Source organism: Streptomyces sp. NPDC048389 (assembly GCF_040706335.1).
In the GTDB taxonomy this organism is placed as follows: Bacteria; Actinomycetota; Actinomycetes; order Streptomycetales; family Streptomycetaceae; genus Streptomyces.
Genome location: NZ_JBEZKP010000047.1, coordinates 1 through 18,930 on the forward strand (window position 1 = coordinate 1; position 18,930 = coordinate 18,930).

Annotated in this window: 15 protein-coding genes; 3 read left to right on the forward strand and 12 right to left on the reverse strand. The window is 72.7% G+C overall.

Annotated elements, in window-relative coordinates; all coding sequences use genetic code 11:
- Positions 1-124: 124 nt before the first annotated feature.
- The 10 genes from AB0903_RS26165 to AB0903_RS26210 all read right to left on the reverse strand — a co-directional run bounded on the left by AB0903_RS26165 (position 125) and on the right by AB0903_RS26210 (position 11,398).
- The gene (locus AB0903_RS26165; RefSeq protein WP_366706784.1) at positions 125-1,651 is read right to left on the reverse strand and encodes an ATP-binding cassette domain-containing protein; all 1,527 of its coding nucleotides are present in this window, start codon (positions 1,649-1,651) and stop codon (positions 125-127) included.
- Positions 1,648-2,433: an ABC transporter permease subunit gene (locus AB0903_RS26170; RefSeq protein ID WP_366706786.1), complete on the reverse strand. Its 786-nt coding sequence runs from the start codon at positions 2,431-2,433 to the stop codon at positions 1,648-1,650. The genes AB0903_RS26165 and AB0903_RS26170 overlap by 4 nt, the downstream gene beginning before the upstream one ends.
- On the reverse strand, positions 2,430-3,383 hold the full coding sequence (locus tag AB0903_RS26175; protein WP_366706788.1) for an ABC transporter permease: 954 nt from the start codon (positions 3,381-3,383) through the stop codon (positions 2,430-2,432). The genes AB0903_RS26170 and AB0903_RS26175 overlap by 4 nt, the downstream gene beginning before the upstream one ends.
- Positions 3,380-4,984, reverse strand: a complete 1,605-nt coding sequence (locus AB0903_RS26180; RefSeq protein WP_366706790.1) for an ABC transporter substrate-binding protein — start codon at positions 4,982-4,984, stop codon at positions 3,380-3,382. The genes AB0903_RS26175 and AB0903_RS26180 overlap by 4 nt, the downstream gene beginning before the upstream one ends.
- A 68-nt stretch (positions 4,985-5,052) precedes the next feature.
- Entirely contained in the window at positions 5,053-5,859 is an 807-nt protein-coding gene (locus AB0903_RS26185) for a class I SAM-dependent methyltransferase (protein WP_366706792.1), read from the reverse strand.
- A gap of 11 nt (positions 5,860-5,870) precedes the next feature.
- The gene (locus AB0903_RS26190; protein WP_366706794.1) at positions 5,871-7,130 is read right to left on the reverse strand and encodes an MFS transporter; all 1,260 of its coding nucleotides are present in this window, start codon (positions 7,128-7,130) and stop codon (positions 5,871-5,873) included.
- A complete protein-coding gene (locus AB0903_RS26195) occupies positions 7,127-8,188 on the reverse strand; it encodes a dipeptide epimerase (RefSeq protein WP_366706796.1) in 1,062 nt (353 codons plus the stop codon). The genes AB0903_RS26190 and AB0903_RS26195 overlap by 4 nt, the downstream gene beginning before the upstream one ends.
- Positions 8,185-9,282 (reverse strand): cysteine synthase family protein, encoded by a 1,098-nt coding sequence (locus tag AB0903_RS26200; RefSeq protein ID WP_366706798.1) that lies wholly within the window; start codon positions 9,280-9,282, stop codon positions 8,185-8,187. Before AB0903_RS26200 ends, AB0903_RS26195 begins: the two co-directional genes overlap by 4 nt.
- Positions 9,279-10,145 carry a DUF364 domain-containing protein gene (locus AB0903_RS26205; RefSeq protein ID WP_366706800.1) on the reverse strand — a complete coding sequence of 289 codons (867 nt, stop codon included), beginning with the start codon at positions 10,143-10,145 and terminating at the stop codon, positions 9,279-9,281. The genes AB0903_RS26200 and AB0903_RS26205 overlap by 4 nt, the downstream gene beginning before the upstream one ends.
- Positions 10,142-11,398 carry an ATP-grasp domain-containing protein gene (locus AB0903_RS26210; RefSeq protein ID WP_366706802.1) on the reverse strand — a complete coding sequence of 419 codons (1,257 nt, stop codon included), beginning with the start codon at positions 11,396-11,398 and terminating at the stop codon, positions 10,142-10,144. Before AB0903_RS26210 ends, AB0903_RS26205 begins: the two co-directional genes overlap by 4 nt.
- Positions 11,399-11,725: 327 nt before the next feature.
- Here AB0903_RS26210 and AB0903_RS26215 point away from each other — a divergent pair, with 327 nt between their 5' ends.
- Entirely contained in the window at positions 11,726-12,280 is a 555-nt protein-coding gene (locus AB0903_RS26215; protein ID WP_366706804.1) for a GNAT family N-acetyltransferase, read from the forward strand.
- Between the two features lie 306 nt (positions 12,281-12,586).
- On the opposite strand, the gene AB0903_RS26220 is transcribed toward AB0903_RS26215, so the two are convergent.
- Positions 12,587-14,473, reverse strand: a complete 1,887-nt coding sequence (locus tag AB0903_RS26220) for an AMP-dependent synthetase/ligase (RefSeq protein ID WP_366706806.1) — start codon at positions 14,471-14,473, stop codon at positions 12,587-12,589.
- 178 nt (positions 14,474-14,651) lie between these two features.
- Positions 14,652-15,626, reverse strand: a complete 975-nt coding sequence (locus AB0903_RS26225; RefSeq protein ID WP_366706808.1) for a helix-turn-helix transcriptional regulator — start codon at positions 15,624-15,626, stop codon at positions 14,652-14,654.
- A gap of 223 nt (positions 15,627-15,849) precedes the next feature.
- Between AB0903_RS26225 and AB0903_RS26230 the strand changes: the two genes are divergently transcribed.
- Positions 15,850-16,755 carry an NADP-dependent oxidoreductase gene (locus AB0903_RS26230; protein WP_366706810.1) on the forward strand — a complete coding sequence of 302 codons (906 nt, stop codon included), beginning with the start codon at positions 15,850-15,852 and terminating at the stop codon, positions 16,753-16,755.
- A 767-nt stretch (positions 16,756-17,522) separates the two neighbouring features.
- Positions 17,523-18,866, forward strand: a complete 1,344-nt coding sequence (locus AB0903_RS26235) for a jacalin-like lectin (protein WP_366706812.1) — start codon at positions 17,523-17,525, stop codon at positions 18,864-18,866.
- Positions 18,867-18,930: the final 64 nt, after the last annotated feature.

An 18,930-nucleotide genomic window follows, 5' to 3' on the forward strand; every position in this document is an offset into this window, starting at 1 on the left:
TCCCCGCTCCGGCTAACGCACCCCGAAACTCTTTCTACCTACTTTACTTCCCCCCCCCCCCCGCTGCCCCGCCGGCGCGGTTGCACCCCCCCCGGGCCCCCCTTCCGGTGGCAATCGACCGGCCTCAGGCGCGTGTCCTCTCCGTCAGCCGCGCCGACGTCTCCGTGAGGGAGACCGTGAACGGATGCCGCGGCGTGGTCAGCACCTCGCGGGCCGGCCCCTGCTCGACGAGTTCCCCGCCGTTCAGTACGGCGATACGCGTCGCCACGGCCGCCACGTCCAGGTCATGGGTGATCAGAACGACGGACAGCTCCGGCCGTTCGCCCCGCAGAGCGGTGAGCAGGTCCAGGAGGGCGCGCCGGGTCACCGCGTCGAGACCGGAGGTGATCTCGTCGCAGACCAGAACCCTCGGCCGTGCCAGCACGGCCCGGGCGAGCGCGGCCCGCTGGAGCTCACCGCCGGACAGCTCCCCCGGCCTGCGCCGCACCAGTTCCTCCGTCAGGCCGAGGCCGGTGAGGGTGTCCAGCGCCTCGGTCCGGGCATCGTCCGGGGCGGCACCGCGCAGCCGTACCGCCGTACGGGCCACCTGGCCCAGCACCGGGCGGTGCTCGTCGAAGGCGGCCCGCGCGTCCTGGAAGACGTACTGCACGGCCGCCAGTTGGTCGCGGGTGCGGGTGCGCAGACTGCGGGGCAGCGGGGTACCGTCCAGCAGGATGTCACCGTCGTGGTCGCGATGGAGTCCGGCCAGGCAGCGCGCGAGTGTGGTCTTGCCGCTGCCGGAACGGCCGACCACGGCAAGGCACTCCCCGGCGCCGAGCGTGAGGGCGTCGGCGCGCAGCACCACGGTCCGGTCGTGCCGGGCGGTGAGGTCACGTACCTCGAGGACGACGTCGCCCGGTCCGTCGCCTTCGCGCTCGGGCAACCGGGGCTCCGCGGACAGGAGTTCGCGGGTCCACGGGTGCCGCGGTGCGAGCCGGATCCGTTCCGCCGGACCCGACTCCACCACCTGGCCGCCGCGCATGACCAGGACGTCGTCGGCGAGAGCGCGTACGACGTCGAGGTCGTGGCTGAGCAGCACCACCGCGATGCCCTGCCGGGCGACCTCCGCCAGCTGGTCGACGATGCGCCGCTTCGTCAGCGCGTCCTGCCCGGTGGTCGGCTCGTCCGCGACCACCACCCTGGCTCCGAGCAGCAGTGCCTGCGCCAGCACGACACGCTGCTGCTGACCGCCGGAAAGCTGATGGGGGTAGCGCCGCAGCAGTTCCTCGCCCTCCGGGAGCTGAGCCAGACTCAGGGCGCGCACGATGCGTTCCCGGGCGGCGGCCCGGCGCTCGGCCCGAGGCAGTGTCCGGACCCGGGCACGGGCGATGTCGCGCAGCAGCGCGCCCACCCGGCGTGCGGGGTTGAGGACCGAGCCGGGGTGCTGGGGGACGTATCCGACAAGGCCCTCGGGCACACGGACGTCACCGGACAGCCGTGCGCCCGGCGGGTACTCGCCGAGCAGCGCGAGCCCCGTGGTGGTCTTGCCGCTGCCGGACGCGCCGACCAGCGCGGTGATCTTCCCCGGCACGACCGTCAGGTTCACTCCGTCGACGATCGCCCGGCCACCGATCTCGACCCGCAGACTCCTGATCTCGGCGACCGCGTTCATGTTCGCTTCCTCTTCTCCAGCAGGGCGTCGAAGAGCAGGTTGCCGCCCATGGTCAGGCCGACGATCAGCAGGGCGGGCACCACAACGGCCCAGGGCTGCACGAACAGGCCCGTGCGGTTGCGGTCCACCATCACGGCCCAGTCGGAGGCGTCCGGTGCCACACCGACCCCCAGGAACGCGGCGGTCGCCACCAGGTAGAGCACCCCGGTCAGCCGTACGCCCGCGTCGGCGGCGAGCGTCCGGGTGAGGGACCTGACGACATAGCCGACGGCCATGCGCCACCACGTCTCGCCCTGCATGCGCAGTGCCTCGACCGCCGGGCGCGACGCCACCTCGGCCGCCGCCGCCCGGACGATCCGGGCGGCGTCCGGGATGTTGACCAGCGCGACGAGCAGGGCGAGGCCGACCGGACCGGGAGTGAGAACCGAGGCCACGAGCAGGATCATCAGCAGCGACGGCACGGCCAGCAGCACGTCCAGCGGCCGCATCAGCACCTCCTCGAGCCATGTCCGGTCGGTGAGCGCGCTGATCAGCCCGAGGGGCAGCGCCACCAGGTAGGCGAGCAGTGTCGCCGCGAGCGCGACGAGCACCACCGAGCGCCCGCCGAGCAGGATCTCCCGCCACACGTCCCGTCCGGTGAAGTCCGTTCCGAGCCAGTGCCCGCCGCCGAGGGTGAACGACGCGGCGCGTGGCCCGGGTTCGCCCGCGAACAGCGGCCCCAGCAGGGCCAGGACGAGCGGCACACCCACGACGAGCGCGCCGAGCGCGAAGCGCGATCTCATGCAGCCGCCTCCGCCCGGGGAGCGAATCGGCGGGTGACCAGGTCGGCGCCGATGTTGAGGACGACTGTGGTCAGCCCGAAGAGCACCGCGAGGCCCTGCACCACGGGCACGTCACGCTCGGCGACCGCGTTGATCAGTACGGTGCCCAGTCCGGGGATCACGTACAGCGCCTCCACGACGATGACCCCGCCCAGCAGCCAGTCGATCGTGCGGGCCAGTTGCTGGGCGGCCGGCGCGACCGCGCCCGGCAGTGCGTGGGTGTACCGGACACGGGCGCCGGTGATTCCGTAGCGGCGGGCGTGGGCCACGTACGGCGAGGCCAGGGCCTCGATCATGCCGGCCCGTACGAGGCGGGCCATGGAGCACACCGGCCGGGACAGCAGGACGACGACGGGCAGCACCAGCGCTGCCGGGTGGGCGAGCAGGTCCGTTCCGTAGCCGACGGCGGTCGGCGGCAGCCAGCCCAGGCGCAGCGCGAACACCGTGATCAGCAGCACCCCGAACGCGAACTCCGGTACCGCGTAGACGCCCAGCGTCGTCGAGCTGACGAGCCGGTCCACGAGCCGCCCCTCGTGGCGGGCCGCCAGCACCCCGAGGCCCACCCCGACCGGCACCAGCAGGACCACCGTCAGCGCGGCGAGCAGCAGGGTCGGTCCGAGGCCGTCCGCGATGTACGTGGTGACGGGCCGCCCGGACGCCAGGGAGGTGCCGAAGTCGCCGTGCAGCAGTCCGGCCACCCAGTCCGCGAGCCTTTCGTGGGCGGGCCGGTCCAGATCCATGGCCTCGCGGATGGCGGCGATCCGCTCCGGGTCCGGCTGGTCGCCGGCGAGCGCCACGGCGGCGTCGCCCGGCAGCGCCTCGGTCAGGGCGAAGACGAGCAGCACGACGGCTGCCGTCTGGCCGAGACCGAGCAGCAGCCGCCGGGCGATCCAGGAGCGGAGTCCGCTCACGCCAGCCACACCTTGTCGAAGCGCGCCCAGTCGAGGGAGTTGGCGGGCGCCTTCGTCTCGACGCCGCGGACGTTGCGGGCGGTGCCGATGATCCAGTCGCCGAAGCCCCAGATCAGGAAGCCGCCTTCGGCATGCAGCCTGCGCTGCATACGCTCGTAGACGGTCGCGCGCTCCTTCTCGTCCTTGGTGGACTGGGCCTGCCGGTAGAGGGCGTCGAAGTCCTTGTGATGCCACTTGGTGGCGTTGGTGGTGGAGTCCGTGAGCAGCCGCTGGGAGATGTGGGCCTCGATGGGCATGGCGCCGGAGCGGTAGGAGCAGAGCGTGCCGGAATCCAGGATGTCCTTCCAGTAGCTGTCCTTGCTGCCGGTCTTGACCCTGATGGTGACACCGGCCTTCGCCGCCTGGTCGCGGAAGATGGTCGCGGCCTCGGTGAACCCGGCGGCGACGGGCGAGGTGTCGAGGGTGACCTCGAGCTTCTCCGCGCCGGCTTCCTTGAGCAGCGCCTTGGCCCGGTCGATGTCCTGCTCACGCTGGGGCAGGCCGGCGGCGTAGTACTCGTAGCCCTTGCCGAAGAGGTCGTTGCCGATTTCACCCGCGCCGGAGAGGGCGCCGTCGACCAGTTCCTTGCGGTCGGCGATGAGGAAGAACGCCTGGCGGACCCGCTTGTCGTCGAAGGGCGGCCGGTCGGTCTTCATGGCGAAGGACTGCATGGCGCTGTTCCGCAGGCGGACGATCTGGATCCGGTCCCCGCTCTCGTGCGCGCGGGCGGTGGTGGGGTTGAGTTCGTGGGCGTACTCCACCTGTCCGCCGAGGAGGGCGTTGACCCTGGCGGATTCCTCGTTGGCGACGACGAACTCCAGCTCGTCGAGGTGGGGGGCGCCGTCCCAGTAGGCGTCGTTGCGCTTGAACACGGCCGACCGGCCGGGCGCGAAGGACACGAAGCGGAACGGCCCGCTGCCCACGGGCTTGTCGTCGAAGTCCTGTGCGCCGTCGGGCACGATGTACGCGCCGAACGCGGCGAGCACGTTGGGGAACTCGGCGCTGGGACGCTTGAGGACGAACTCGACGGTGCGCGCGTCGAGGGCACGACTGGCCTTCAGGTCGATGGGCTCCAGCGACGCCTTGGCACGGAACGCCTTCTCGGGATCCGTGATGCGGCGGTAGCTGTAGAGGACGTCCTGGGCGGTGACGGGCTTGCCGTCGTGGAAGGCCGCCTCGCGCAGGGTGACCTTCCAGCGCGTCAGGCCGGCGTCGGGCTCCCATGACGTGGCCAGGCGCGGCTGGGCGGAGAGGTCCGGTCCGTAGTCGGCGAGCTTGTCGAAGAGTGCCTTGGCGCGGGCCACGTCGGCGAACAGGCTGCTCAGGTGCGGGTCGAGGGTCTCGCTGGCGCCCCCGCCGGCGAAGGCGGCGCGCAGCCGCCCTCCGCGCTGGGGCCTGCCGTCCCCCTTGGCCGCGGTGTCCGAGGGGTCGGAGGTGCCCGCGCAGCCGGTGAGCGTGAGGGCCCCGAGGCCGGCCACTCCACCGGCGGCGGCGAGGAAGCCGCGGCGGCGCAGCCCCGGGAAACGGGATTCGTTGACGGGAGAGACGGAGGTTTCCTGCATGGCGGTGTCCTTGCCGTACGAGCGGATATCTGGCCGTGGGGGGCGGCAGCGAGCGGGTGGGGGGGTGATCAGTGGTCGTGCCGGAGGCGGGCGACGAGGTGCAGCCGGTCCGCGTCGGCGGTCCCGGCGGGGAGGTCGCCCTCGCGCCACGGCGGGTCTGTGCGGGGGCCCGGCCGGTCGTACAGGCCGAGTACCTCGAAGCCGTGGGCGGTCAGGAAGTGGCGCAGCTCCTGCGGCAGCAGCAGCCGCCACGCGGAGCGCTGCTCGACCGGCGGGGACCCGTCGTCGGAGGTCCAGACCCGGACGCGGCGCAGCAGTTGGGCGCCCCGGTCCACGGACAGCGTGGTGGTGGAGCGGTAGGCGACGCCCTCCCAGGTGAAGCCGTTGACAGCGGGGGCGTCGAGGAGCTCCGTACGGCCGAGGAAGAAGGCGCCGTTGCGCATCTCCGCGACGAGGAGGCCGCCGGGCCGCAGGGAGCGGCGGCAGGAGTCGAGGAAGCCGTCGAGTTCGTCGTTGGTGTGGCAGTACAGCAGGGAGCTGTCAAGGCACACCACGGCGTCGAAGTCGTCCTCCTCGAGGTCGAAGCGGCGCAGGTCGGCGAGGACGTACCTGGGGCCGGGGTGATGGACGCGGGCGTATGCGAGCATCGCCTCCGACAGGTCGGCGCCCGTGACCGTGCGCCCCGCCCGGTGCAGGTAGGCGGCGTCACGGCCGGTGCCGCAGCCGGCGTCCAGGACCCCGGGCCCGGCTCCGTGGCGCCGCAGGCAGTCCTCGGCCCAGCGCCCGGCGAGCCGTTCCGGGTCGGGGAAGCGGGCCTCGTACAGGGCGGGGTTGTCCGTCAGCAGGTTGGCGCCGCCGGTGCCGTCGGTGTTCATCGGGTGTCTCCTCATGCTGTCGCCGCGACTGTGACGGGGCGGCCGGGCAGGGCACGCAGGCGGTGCAGCCAGGCGACGCCGGCCGCGGAGGTGAGCCCGAAGGCGACGCAGCAGGCCCAGGGCAGCCAGGGCGTCCCGCCCCGCTCGCCGGTGTCCATGGCCCAGCCGACGACCGTGTTGCCCACTGCCGCGGCGATGCCCGAGACCACGTAGAACACTCCGAAGTAGGTGCCGGTGAGTTCAGGGCGGCCGAATCGGGGAATCAGCTCCATCACGAACGGCTGGGCGACCATGACGCCCACGTAGAGGAGCAGCGCGCCGGCGAGCACGGGCAGCGCGCGGAGTACGGCCTCGCCGAGGCCACCGTGCGACGGTGCGCCGCCCGCCACGGCCATCGGCGGCAGGAACGAGAGTCCCATCAGCGCCAGCCCCACGGCGATCCAGCGCGCCCGGCTGCCCCGCGCCTTCAGCCTGCGTGTGATGCGCAGTTGCAGCCACAGGTTGGCGAGCGTGCCGGTGAGGAAGACGATGCCCGCCGCGCCGTCCCAGCCGGTGGCCCGGCGGGCCCCGTCGGGGAGGAGCAGGTACAGCTGGTTCTCCATGGTGAAGAGGCCGACCATGGCGAGGGCGAACGCCAGGAAGGCGCGGTTGCCGACCACCTCCCGCCAGTCGGCGAGGACGCTGTTCCCGCTCGGCGCGGGCTCGCGGCGCGGCAGCACCAGGGCCTGGGCGACGGTGAGCGCCGCGAAGATGCCGGCGGCGGTGAGCGCGGAGGCGCGGAAGTCGACCAGCAGCAGGGCGCTGCCGAGTAGCGGCCCGATCAGGGCGCCGGTGGTCGCGAACACGTTGAACAGGGCGAAAGCCTCGGCTTTGCGCTCCCCCGCCTCGAGCGCGAGGTAGGCCCGTACGGCGGGGTTGAAGAGCGCCCCGGCCAGCCCGCTGAGCACCGAGGCGGCGAGCAGCACCGCCAGTCCGTCGCCGAGCGCGAAGAGACCGAAGCCCACGGTGCGCAGAGCGCATCCGGCGATGATGACACCCCGTGCCCCGAGCCGGTCGGACGCCGAGCCGCCGATGAGGAAGAGCCCCTGCTGGCTGAGGTTGCGTACGCCGAGGACGATGCCGACGGCGGCCGCCGACATGCCCACGTTCTCCGTCAGATGGACGGCGAGATGCGGGATCAGGAGGTAGAAGCCGATGTTCACGCCGAGCTGGTTGACCAGGAGGAGGCGGATGGCGAGCGGGAAGCCGCGCAGCTCCCGCCATGTCCTCACGGCTGCCGCTCCGCGTCGTCGGCGCGGAGGTGGACGCCGAGGCCGGGGCTCCGGCTCACCCGTACGGTGCCGTCCGTGCCGCCGATGCCGGTCCACGGGTCGTGGGCGAGGAGCAGATGGCCGTCGAGGTCGGTCCAGCGGGCCCGGTCGGCGAGGTGGACGGCGGGGGCGATGCCCAGCGTGCTGGCGGTCAGGCAGCCGAGCATCAGGTGGGTGCCGGTGCCGGCGAGGAGTTTGGCGATGCGGAGGGCCGCGGTGACGCCGCCGCACTTGGCGAGCTTGACGTTGATGCCGTGGACGCGTCCGGCGAGCCGGCGGGCGTCCTCCGGGCCTACCGCGTCCTCGTCGGCGATGACGGGCAGCGGTGAGCGCTCGGCGAGCTTCGCGAGTGCCTCGGGGTCCCCGGGAGCCAGGGGCTGTTCGACGGCTTCGACACCCAGTTCCGCGAAGCGGGGCAGCAGCCGCGCCGCGTCCCGGGGCGTCCAGGCTCCGTTGGGGTCGAGGAGCAGCCGTACGTGCGGAGCCGCGGCGCGGACGGCCCGTACGCGTTCGAGGTCGTCGTGCGGGTCGGGGGTCCCGGCCTTGATCTTGAGGACCGTGAAGCCGTCCCGGGCGAGGCGGCCGGCCTGGGTGGCGGCCCGTTCCGGTGAGGTGATGCCGATGGTGCGGGCGGTCGCGGCGGACGGCGGTGCCGCGGTACCGAGGAGCCGGTGGACCGGGGCGTCCGCGCGCTTGCCGGCGAGGTCGAGCAGCGCCGACTCGACCGCGGCCGTCACGGCGGGCGGGACACCGTCCCGGCTCCACTCACCGGAGCGCAGGGCGCCGAGGGCGGTCTCCGGATCGGGGAAGCGCGCGAGGTCCAGGGCCGCTTCGCTCAGCAGCCCTCCGATGGTGTCGGTGTCGAGGCCGTAGTAGACGCTGCTGACGACTTCGCCGTACCCGCGCTGCCCCTCGTGCTCGACGGAGAGCCAGACGGCGTCGCGGGCCGCCATCGTGGAGCGGGATATGCGCAGGGGCTCGGTGAGTTCGAGGCGTACGGTGCGCCGGGTGGCCTTCACGGGCTCTCTTCCAGGATCGGCGGCGTGGCACGGCTCACCAGCGGATCGGTGACCGTCCGGCACCGGGCCCAGCCGGTGGCCTCCACGGCACGCGGGTGCGGGATCTCGACGGGACGGGCGGCCGCGGTGCCGAGGTCCAGGCCGTGGGCGGTGGTGAAGTCGTCGTCGTAGACGCTGCCGAGGTAGCGGTGCGGGCCGTCGGGGAAGACGGTGGCGACCACGGCTCCGGGGTGGACGCGGGCAGCCCAGGCGGCGACGAGCGCGACGGCGCCGGTGCTCCAGCCGCCGCTCACGAAGGCGCTCCTGGCCAGTCGCCGGCACGCGTCGACGGCCTCGGCCGGTCCGACCCAGTGGACCTCGTCGAACGCCTCGTAGGCGACGTTGCGCGGGTGGATGCTGCTGCCCAGACCGCGCATCAGCCGTGGTCTGGCCGGCTGGCCGAAGATCGTCGATCCGGTCGCGTCCACACCGATCAGCCGCAGCGCGGGCCAGTACCGGCGCAGCGGGGCGACGACTCCCGCGCTGTGCCCGCCGGTTCCCACACTGCACACCAGTACGTCCAGATGGTCGAGCTGGGTGGCGAGCTCCGCGGCGAGGGAGGCGTATCCGGCATTGTTGTCCGGGTTGTTGTACTGGTCGGGCCAGTACGCGTCCGGGAGCCGCTCCAGCAGTTCGCGCAGCCTTGCCAGCCGGGCGGCCTGCCAGCCGCCCTCGTCGGCGGGACGGTCGACCAGCTCCAGCCGCACACCGTACGCACGCAGCAACTGCCGCATGGACGGCTCCAGTTCGGCGTCGCCGACCAGGACGACCGGGTGCCCGAGCGCCTGGCCCGCGAAGGCGAGGCCGATACCGAGGGTGCCGGAGGTGGACTCCACGACCGGGGCGCCGGGCAGCAGTTCGCCCCGCTCCTCGGCCCCGAGCAGCATGGAGACGGCCGCCCGTGCCTTCATACCGCCGACACCGAGCCCTTCCAGCTTGGCCCAGAAGCCGGGCTGGGGACAGGGCAGGTCGGCGGTGACGCGTGCGAGCGGGGTCCGGCCGAGCAGGGCGAGCAGTTCCCGGTTGCCCGTGGGGCTGAGCACGGCCGCCGTCATGAGCCCGCTCCGCCGTAGCGGTGGACGGCTCCGGGACCGCCGTCGAGCCAGAAGAAGGGGTACGGCTCCGCACACACCGCGCTGACCCCCGCCCCGATGAGGCGCGGCAGCACCGCGCTGCCCGTCTGGGCGAACATCACCAGCGGCTTGCCGAGCCGCAGCGCGTGCTCGCGCAGGGGCTCGAAACTGCCGTTGCCCAGTGTCATGCCGGACGCGAGGAGGGCGTCGCAGCGGTCCAGGTGGGCGAGGGCGTCCGTGCGCACCGGCTCGCCCCACTCCGTGCTGCCTCCCTTGAGGTCGCAGGGGATGTAGGCCAGCCCCCGGGCTCTGAGTGCCTCCAGCAGCGAGTTCACCACTCCCACCACGAGCACGGTGCTGCCGGGAGCCGCGTCGAGCAGTTCGACGACGGCACCGGCGCGGGCCCTGGACTTCTCCAGGGAGGTCCCGGCGGGCAGTGGGAAGGCGCGTGCCCCGTTGGCGGGGCGGTGCGGGAGAGCGTGGGACAGATAGGCGTCGAGCGCCGCCACCCGCACCGGCGTCAGTTCGTGCTCCAGCAGCCGGGCGACGTCCGCCCCGACGCAGTCCTCGACCGCGTCGTCGGGCAGTTCACCCGGTTCGACCGCGCAGGACCCGACCGCTTCGGCGAGGCGCAGGCTCAGCACCTCGTTGCGGTAGCCGCCGCGGCGCCCGTCGTGCCGTACGCACTGACGCGTGGTGAACGCCACGGATATGCGCTCCGTACGCGGATCGGGGCCGAAGCCGCCACCGAGTACACGCTCGACGAGTTCGGCGTACGAGGAGGCGGCGGCCGTCGCGGCGGTGGTGGCGGCAGTGGCCGTCGCGTCGGTGGTGGCGGCGTTCATCGGCTCACGACCTTGGGCGAGAGCGCGGAGAGAAGGATTTCGGCACGGCCGCGGGCGCCGAGGCCGTCGGCGTCGCCGGCCATCACGTGCCCGAGGTACTCGTTGTTGCTGCCGGCGGCCTTGACCGTCCGGCCGGCCTCGGCCACCTGCAGCTCCAGCACATCCGGCGCGGCACGCACCTCGTCCGCGCCGTCGACACCCTCCAGCACTCCGCCGGTGTCCGGGACCAGGAACGCGATGGCGGCGCTGCGCAGCCCGGTGTCCTGCCGGCGCAGGTCCGGCTCACGGCCGAGGGCCACGTCGACACATGCCGCGGCCAGGTCGATGCCGGTGACGTGGCGGACGAGCTCGGTGATGCGGTTCCCGGCCGGGCGGGGATTGACCTCCACGACACGGGGGCCGTCGGCCGTCAGCTTGATCTCGGTGTGCGACACGGCCGTGTGCAGACCGAGCGCCCGCAGTGCCATCACTGCCGTTTCACGGGCGGCTTCGGCGTCCGCGGGGGTGAGCGCCGCCGGGAACATGTGCCCCGTCTCGATGAAGGCGGGCGCCCCGCCGATGCTCTTGTCGGTCACCCCGACCACGTGTACCGTGCCGCCGGACGAGACGGTCTCCACGCTGACTTCCGGACCGTCGAGGAGCTCTTCCAGCAGGACGACGGGGGCGCGCCGCTGTCCCCGCGCGTTGACGGGAAACTCGGCAAGGGCACGGAAGGCGCCAGCCAGTTGCTCCTCGTCGTCGACGCGTCGGACGTACATCCCGGCGCACAGGTCCACCGGCTTGAGGACGAGCGGGTAGCCGATGCGACGCGCCGCCCCCGATGCGTCGGCCCAGTCCCCGCAGACCGCGAAGCGCGGCCCCGGCACGCCCGCGTCGGCCAGGATGCGGCGCGTCGCGTCCTTGCGGCACGCGGCCTCCACCGCCTCAGGAGCGTTGCCGGGGAGCCCGAGCCGCCCGGCGATGCGAGCGGCCGTCGGCAGGTAGTAGTCGCAGGACGTGATCACACCGTCGAAGCCGAACGCGTCGTGGGCCCGGCCGACGAAACGCAGCACGGCCTCGGTGTCATTGGTGTCGGCCGTCAGTACATGGCGGGCGCCGAGCAGCGGGTGTGCGGTGCCCTCCGGCGCGGAGCGCAGGTAGTGGTGCAGGTCCCGGGTGAGGAAGGTGAACTCGTGGCCGGCCTCGCGGATCGCCCGTGGCAGCAGCCTGCTCATCGATCCGACCCAGCTTTCGACCATCAGCAGATGAGCCACGGCTTCCCCTTCTCGCACGGCAGTTGAGGGACCACACAGGCCGGCGGGCGCGCCCTGGGCGCGGCGCCTTGACCGCAGCGCACACTATCCATAATGGTTATCGTTGTCACTACTGTCACGGCTCCACTTCTCGCCATGCGAGACCGACACCCGCCGCGCCGACTCCGCCACACCTCTCCCCACTGCGGCCGCTCCTCCGCGGCGCGGGAGTCCCCGGAGCAGGCCGACGGGTGGGGCCGCAAGCAGGGCCGCGAGTACGCCACTTCGGTGGGCCGGACCGGCCGGCGGACCGCACCACGTCACCTTCCAGCGAAACGGACTTCCCCGATGACCGACGCACCGGACAACCCCTCGTACACCGTGCGGCCCGCCTCACCGGCCGACGTGGAGGGAGCGCGTCGCCTCATGCTCGACACCTTCTACCGGGAGTTCGACTACGGCTACGTACCCGCGTGGCACCGCGACGTCGTCGACATCACGGCCACCTACCTCGACAACCCCCGGCACCTGCTCCTGGTGGCGGTGCACGACGGCGAGGTCGTCGCCACCACCGGCGTACGCTCGGGAGGGCCGGTTCACCCGCCGCACCCCCGCTGGCTGGCGGAACGCTATCCCCCGGTGACGACGGCCCAGCTCGTGCGGGTGTACGTCCGGCCGGAACACCGCCGCCACGGCCTGGCGCGGAAGCTGGTGCGTCAGGCATGCGCCTTCGCCGCCACGACGCCCGGTTACGACAGCATCTACCTGCACACCAATGTCAACGTGGAAGGCGCGGAAGCCTTCTGGCGGAGTGTGGCCAAGGAAGTCTTCGATGCCCGTGCGACGGGCGAGCACGGCGCCGGAGTCGCCACCGTGCACTTCGAGATTCCCATGCCCCACTGACCGCGCGCCGACTGCGCACCGGGAGCCGCGCCCACCGCAGAGCGCCCCGCCGGGATGCCTCGTCCGGACCACCGCCCGCCGTGGCCCGCCGTCGCCCGTCGTGGCACGTCGCCACCCGCCGTGGCTCGTGGCGGCCACCCGGCGCCCGGGCAGCAAGCAGCCGTGTGCCCGACGCCGGCGACGAGGCCGGTGTCGGGCACACGGCAAAGACCGCGTCCTCATGCGCCCGCGCACCGCCGCCCGAGGAGAACGCGGCGCAGGGCGCAGCGTCCCGTACGGCTGCCGTACGTACCGGACGGAGGGAGATCAGGCTTCGCGGGAGCCCTCGTACATCGCTTCGATGGCCTCGGCGTACGTGCGCTCCACGACGGGGCGCTTGACCTTGAGGCTGGGGGTGAGTTCACCGTGCTCGACGTCGAGGTCGCGCGTCAGCACCGAGAACTTCTTGATGGTCTGCCACCGCTGCAGGTCGCCGTTGACCCGCTGGACGAAGCCGTCGATCAGCTCGTGGACCTGCGGCGAGGAGACGACGTCGGCGTAACTGCGGCCGCCGAGGCCGTGGGATGCCGCCCAGGGCATGATGACCGTCTCGTCGAGGGCGATCAGGGCGGTGCAGAAGTTGCGGCCGTTGCCGATGACCAGGATGTTGCTGACGAACGGGCAGACGGCCTTGAAGCGGCCCTCGATCTCGGTGGGCGCCACGTACTTGCCGCCCGAGGTCTTGAACACGTCCTTCTTGCGGTCGGTGATGCGGAGGAACCCGTCCCCGTCCACCTCACCGATGTCGCCGGTGCGGAACCAGCCGTCGCTCTCCAGGACCTCGGCGGTCTTCTCCGGAAGGTTGTGGTAGCCGCGCATGACACCGGGGCCTCTCAGGAGGACCTCGCCGTCCTGGGCGATACGGACCTCGGTACCGGGCAGTGGTTTGCCCACCGTTCCGACCCGGTAGCCCTCGGCGGGATTGACGGTGCAGGCGGCGCTGGTCTCCGTCAGGCCGTAGCCCTCGAAGACGTGCACGCCGGCGCCGGAGAAGAAATAGCCGATGTCCGCGGCGAGGGCGGCACTGCCGGAAACGCTGCCGCGCAGATTGCCTCCGAAGGCCGCGCGGATCTTGCCGTAGACCAGTTTGTCGGCGACGGCGTGCTGCACGGCGAGCGCCAGGGGCACCCGGCGTCTTCCCGTCGCCGCTGCGCTCTCCTGCCCGGTCCTGGCGTAGTCGCGGGCGACCTTCGCCGCCCAGAGGAAGATCTTGTACTTGGCGCCGCCCTCGGCTCTCGCTCTGCCCGCGATGCCGTTGTAGACCTTCTCGAAGATCCGCGGCGCGGACGCCATCACGGTGGGCCGGACCGCGGGCAGATTGGTGATGATGCGGTCGACGCGCCCGTCCACCGCCATCACATGACCGGTCCTGATCTGGCCGGAGATCAGCGCCTTGCCGAAGACGTGGGACAGGGGCAGCCACAGGAACTGCACATCGTCGGAGCGCAGCAGCCCGCTGACCTCCTGTGCGACGCCCTGGTACGACCAGCAGTCGTGAACCAGGCGCACGCCCTTGGGCGGGCCGGTCGTGCCGGAGGTGTAGATCAGGGTGGCGAGGTGCTCCGGCTCAATGGCCCGGACCGCCTGCTCGATCGCGTCCGGGTGCTCTTCCAGATACGCGGTTCCGCGCTTCTCCAACTCAGCGAGGGACAGCACCTCCAGCCCCGCCACCTGCGGGCTGTCCGCCCCGGGATCGAAGAGGATCGCGTGGTCGAGGTCGGGCAGGCGGTCGGCGTTGGCGACCACCTTGGCCAGCTGGGCGGCATCTTCGACGAAGATCGCCCGGCTGCCGGAGTCGGAGAGGATGTACACCGTCTCATCGGCGTTGGTGCTGGGGTAGACGGCGGTGGCGGCGGCTCCCGCGCACATCGCGCCCAGGTCGGCCAGGATCCACTCCACCCGGGTGGAGGAGGAGATCGCCACCCGCTCCTCGCGCCGCACGCCGAGGGCGAGCAGCCCGGCCGCGATCGCCGTGACACGCTCGGCGGTCTGCGCCCATGTCAGCGAGCGCCACTGCACGGCGCCGGAGTCACCGTCGCCGACAGGCACGGGGTAACGGTAAGCCTCGGCCCCGGGTGTGGCCTCGACCCTTGAGAGGAACAGGTGCGCCACGGAAACCGGGCGGCTTTCAAGAAGGGACTGCGCGGAACTCACATTGACCTCCGGGCCCAGGTGCGCCCATCAACGACTTGTTAACTGACCGGTAACTGGAAAGTAGGGGTGAGACTAGACGCAAGTCCGCCGACGTGTAAGGGCTGAGGACACCGAAGGGAGCCGAACTTTCACTTCGCGCGCCGCCCTGCCGCGTACGCCCGCCGGCCAGGCGGGCGGTTCAGGAACGCGGGGCGTGGCCGCGCCGGGACGCGCGCGGCGCCGAGCCGGTGGCCGACGTGTGGCCGGCGGGCGGCGCAGTCCAACTGCCGAGCAGCCGCAGCGCGTCGTCCGCACGCGGGTCCGGCGCGGTGAAAACGACCAGCGACCGGCCCTCGTCCCCGGGCAGCGACAGGGTCTCGTACGCCAGCTCGAAACCGCCCACCAGCGGGTGCCGGAAGCTCTTGGTGCCGTAGGACTTCTCCCGTACCTCCTGTGCCGCCCACAGCGCCCGGAACTCCGGGCTGCGGCGGCTCAGTTCCGTCACGACCCGGCCCAGCCGCGCGTCCCCGGGACGGCGGCCGGCCGAGAGGCGCAGGAATCCCACGGTCTGCCGCGCCACGTCGTCCCACTGCGGGTAGAGGTCGCGGGCGGAGGGGTCGAGGAAGACGTGACGCGCGAGGTTCGACCGCCCGGACTCGGCTCCACCGAGGCCGCCGACGAGGGCGCGGGCCAGGTCGTTTGCGGCAAGGACGTCCATCGCGGGCCCCAGGAGATACGAGGGAACGGCTCCCACGGCGGCGAGAAGACGATGCAGGTCCTCCCGTACGGCCACGCCCTGAAGGGCTTCGGCGCCACCGGGGTCGGCGCCCTCGGAGTCCGCGTGATCCGCGGTGCCCCCGGGGCGGGCGGCTCCCGCAAAGGGGGCAGCCCTGCGGACGGCCCCGCGCGCGAGGTCGTACAGGTGCGTCCGCTCGGTCGGACCGAGGCGCAGTACCCGTGCCAGCGCGTCCAGCACGGCGTCTGACGGGTTGCGGGCGCGGCCCTGCTCGAGACGCGTGTAGTACACGACACTGACTCCCGCGAGTTCGGCCACCTCCTCCCGGCGCAGCCCCGCGACCCGGCGCCGGCCGATGGCGGGAAGACCGGCGGCCCCGGGGGACACCCGGGAACGCCGCGACTTCAGAAAGGCACCGAGCTCACTGGCTGCGTTCATGCGCGCCAGTATGCGCCGAGGCGGCGCCCGGCAGCCTGTCCCCGTCAGTACCCCCCTTGCGACCTGCGCGTTCCTGCCCTGCCCCGACCTGGTACTCGCGGAGTAATGGTTCCGCGCCCACCGTGCCGCGACGGTGGACCCGGGTGCGGATCCGCACCTCGCCGCCCGGCGTCACGGCGTTCCGGGTGGCACACGGACTGGCGATACGACAGGAGCGGCTTCGATGCGCGCGGTGGTTTTCTCCCGATACGGGGACGAGAGCGTCCTGGAACTCACGGAACGGCCCGAGCCGGCTCCGGCGGACGGAGACGTGCTGGTGGAGGTCAGGGCAGCAGGTGTGAATCCGGTCGACTGGAAGCACCGCGAAGGGGCCGTACGCAGCGACCGGCCCTTCCCGCTGGGAATGGGCTGGGACGTCTCGGGTGTGGTGCGAAGCACCGTGCCGGGCGGCCCGGCGGTCGGTGAGGCCGTGTACGGCATGCTGCCGCTGCCGTACGGAGGCGCCTACCAGGAGCTGTGCGTCCTGCCCGCGTCCGCCGTGGCGCCCAAGCCGGCCCGCCTCTCCCACGAGGAGGCCGCCGCCGTGCCCCTGGCCGCCCTGACGGCCTGGCAGGCGCTCGAGACGGCGGGGGTCACGGCCGGCCTGCGCGTCCTGGTGCACGCGGGCGCGGGCGGCGTCGGGCACTTCGCCGTGCAATTCGCCCGGCACCGCGGGGCACACGTCACCGCCACCGCCTCCGCCCGCAACCTGGAGTTCCTCCGCAGGCTCGGCGTCGACGAGCCGGTGGACCGCGCGACGGCGGACCTGGCCTCCGGGGAGCCGTTCGACGTCGTCCTGGACACCGTCGGCGGCCCGGTGCAGCACGCGTCGTGGCGGCTGCTGCGCCCCGGTGGCACGCTCGTCACCCTGCCGGAACCGGTGGACGAAGCGCACCGCATCCCCGGCGTCACGGCCCGCCGCATCATCGTCACTCCCGACGGCGAAGCACTGCGCACGATCGGCGAGCTGATCGACTCCGGCGCCGTGCACGTCGAGGTCCAGTCGGTCCTCCCGCTGCAGGAGGCCGCGGAGGCACACCGGGTGAGCAGCGAGGGCAGGGTGCGCGGAAAGCTGGTCCTCCGTCTGTGACGGAACCGGTCCCGCCGCCACAAGGCCCCGGTCGCCCTGGCTGCCCACGCTTGTGACCCCCGATTCCGTTCCGATTCCCGGTCCCCGGCTGCGAATCCCGGCCCGGCGCGGGCTCCGGCCCGGCCGGCCCGGGCTCCAGCTCGGCGCGGCCGGCTCGGCCGGCTCGGCTCCGGTGAGTGTGCGGACGGCCTTGCTGATCGCTTCCTGGCGTCTTCGGTGCAGCGCTCTTCAGTTGTGCGTCGTGACGGCAGGCGCAGCTGACGGCAGGCGCAGCTGGCGGCAGGCGCAGCTGGCGGCAGAGCGGCCGCAAGGTCTCGGATGATCTCGGTCCTCATGGGCCTGCGGGAATGCGCAGCTTCGCTGCTTCGGCCCCGCCTGCCGTGTCCGCCGCGGCGCCGGCGGTGGCCCGGCCGGCAGTCGGCGGACGGCCGCACCGCCCTGCGGGGCGTCCGCCTTTGACCGGCCGGGGCAGCGGGCTGCCCGTTCCCCCATGGAGAAGACGTCGGCGTCCACCCGGGCACGTCCGCACCGGCCGGTCCGGCAACCGTCCCGGGTGAGGTCGAGGGCGCCGGAGTGCACGGGGCGGATATGCCGGCCGTGAGAGGCGGCGGAAACGTCGCCGGCCCGGTGGCGGGGGGTGGCCTCCCACCGGTGACACGTACGCGCGAGTGCTCGAAGTCCAACCTTTTCGCTACTGTTCACACAGTCAGAGATTGTCATGCTCGCGGCACACCACAGACTCGCGCACTCCTCCGGAGGCCCCCACCATGCGCACACTGCTCGTCCGTTTCGGCGTCCTGGCCTCGGCCGCCGTAGCCCTCACCGGGTCGCTGTCCCCTGCCGCGACCGCCGGTCCGGCGCCGGCGCCGGCCGCTTTCGCATCCGGCACCTTCAACGTCCTCACCTACAACGTGGCCGGGCTTCCCGAAGGGCTCAGCTCCGGCAGTCCCGCCACCAACACGCCCCTGATCAGCCCCCGTCTCGGCGCGTACGACATCGTCAACGTCCAGGAGGACTTCAACTACCACGCCGCCCTCTACGCCGGTGACGACCATCCCCACCGCACCGCCACCAGCGGCGGCGCGGGCTTCGGAGACGGCCTCAACACCCTTTCGGACGTGCCCTTCGAGGACTTCGTGCGAATCCGCTGGAACGCCTGCACCGGCACGGACTGCCTGACGCCCAAGGGCTTCACGCTCGCCCGTGTACGGCTCGCCGAAGGCGTCTTCGCCGACCTGTACAACGTCCACACGAACGCCGACACGACGGACGCCGCCCTCGCCGCCCGCCGGGCCAACATCAACCAGTTGTCCGCGTTCATCAGGACCCACTCCGAGGGCAACGCGGTGGTCGTCATGGGAGACACCAACACCCGCTACACCCGCACCGGCGACAACATCCGCACCCTCGCCCTCGAGAACGGCCTCACCGACGCCTGGGTGCGGCTGGTCCGCGGCGGCTCCGCGCCGCCCGCCGGGAGCGACGCGCTGGTCTGCGACCAGGCCGCGCCGACCGACTCCTGCGAGGTCGTCGACAAGATCCTCTACCGAGGCGGCCCGCTCGTCGGCCTCACCGCGACCCGCTACCACAACGAGTGGGCGTCGTTCCTCGACCCCGCAGGCAAGCACCTGTCCGACCACTATCCGCACTCCGCCGTCCTCGACTGGCGGCTGCCCGCCGACCGGCGCGCGAGCGACTTCTTCGGCGGCCCGCACGGCACCGCCTTCAACGACGCCGCCCACCTGCCCGCCGCACCCTCCCCCCGCACCCTGACGCTGCGCGGCGGATCCCGGCTCGACGCCGTCTCGCTCACCCACGACGGCGGTACGGTGCTCGCCCACGGTGGTACGGGCGGCACCGCGACATCCCTCACCCTCGCGCCCGGCGAGCACCTGGCCTCCGTGACGCTGACCAAGGGGCGGAAGGACGGCAGGACCCGGATCTTCTCCGCCGCCCTGACCACCGACCGGGGGCGGACGCTCTCGGCCGGTTCGGCCACGTCGGACAGGGTCACCTTCACCGCACCCGCCGGCTGGCGGCTCGTCGGCTTCACGGGGCGCTCCGGCGCCGAGGTCGACAAGCTCGGAGTCATCTACGCGCCGCTCCCCTGACGCGCCGGCCGACTTCCGGGCATGCCCGCCGCCGACCGGCGGACGAGGGTTCGATGGTGCCGGG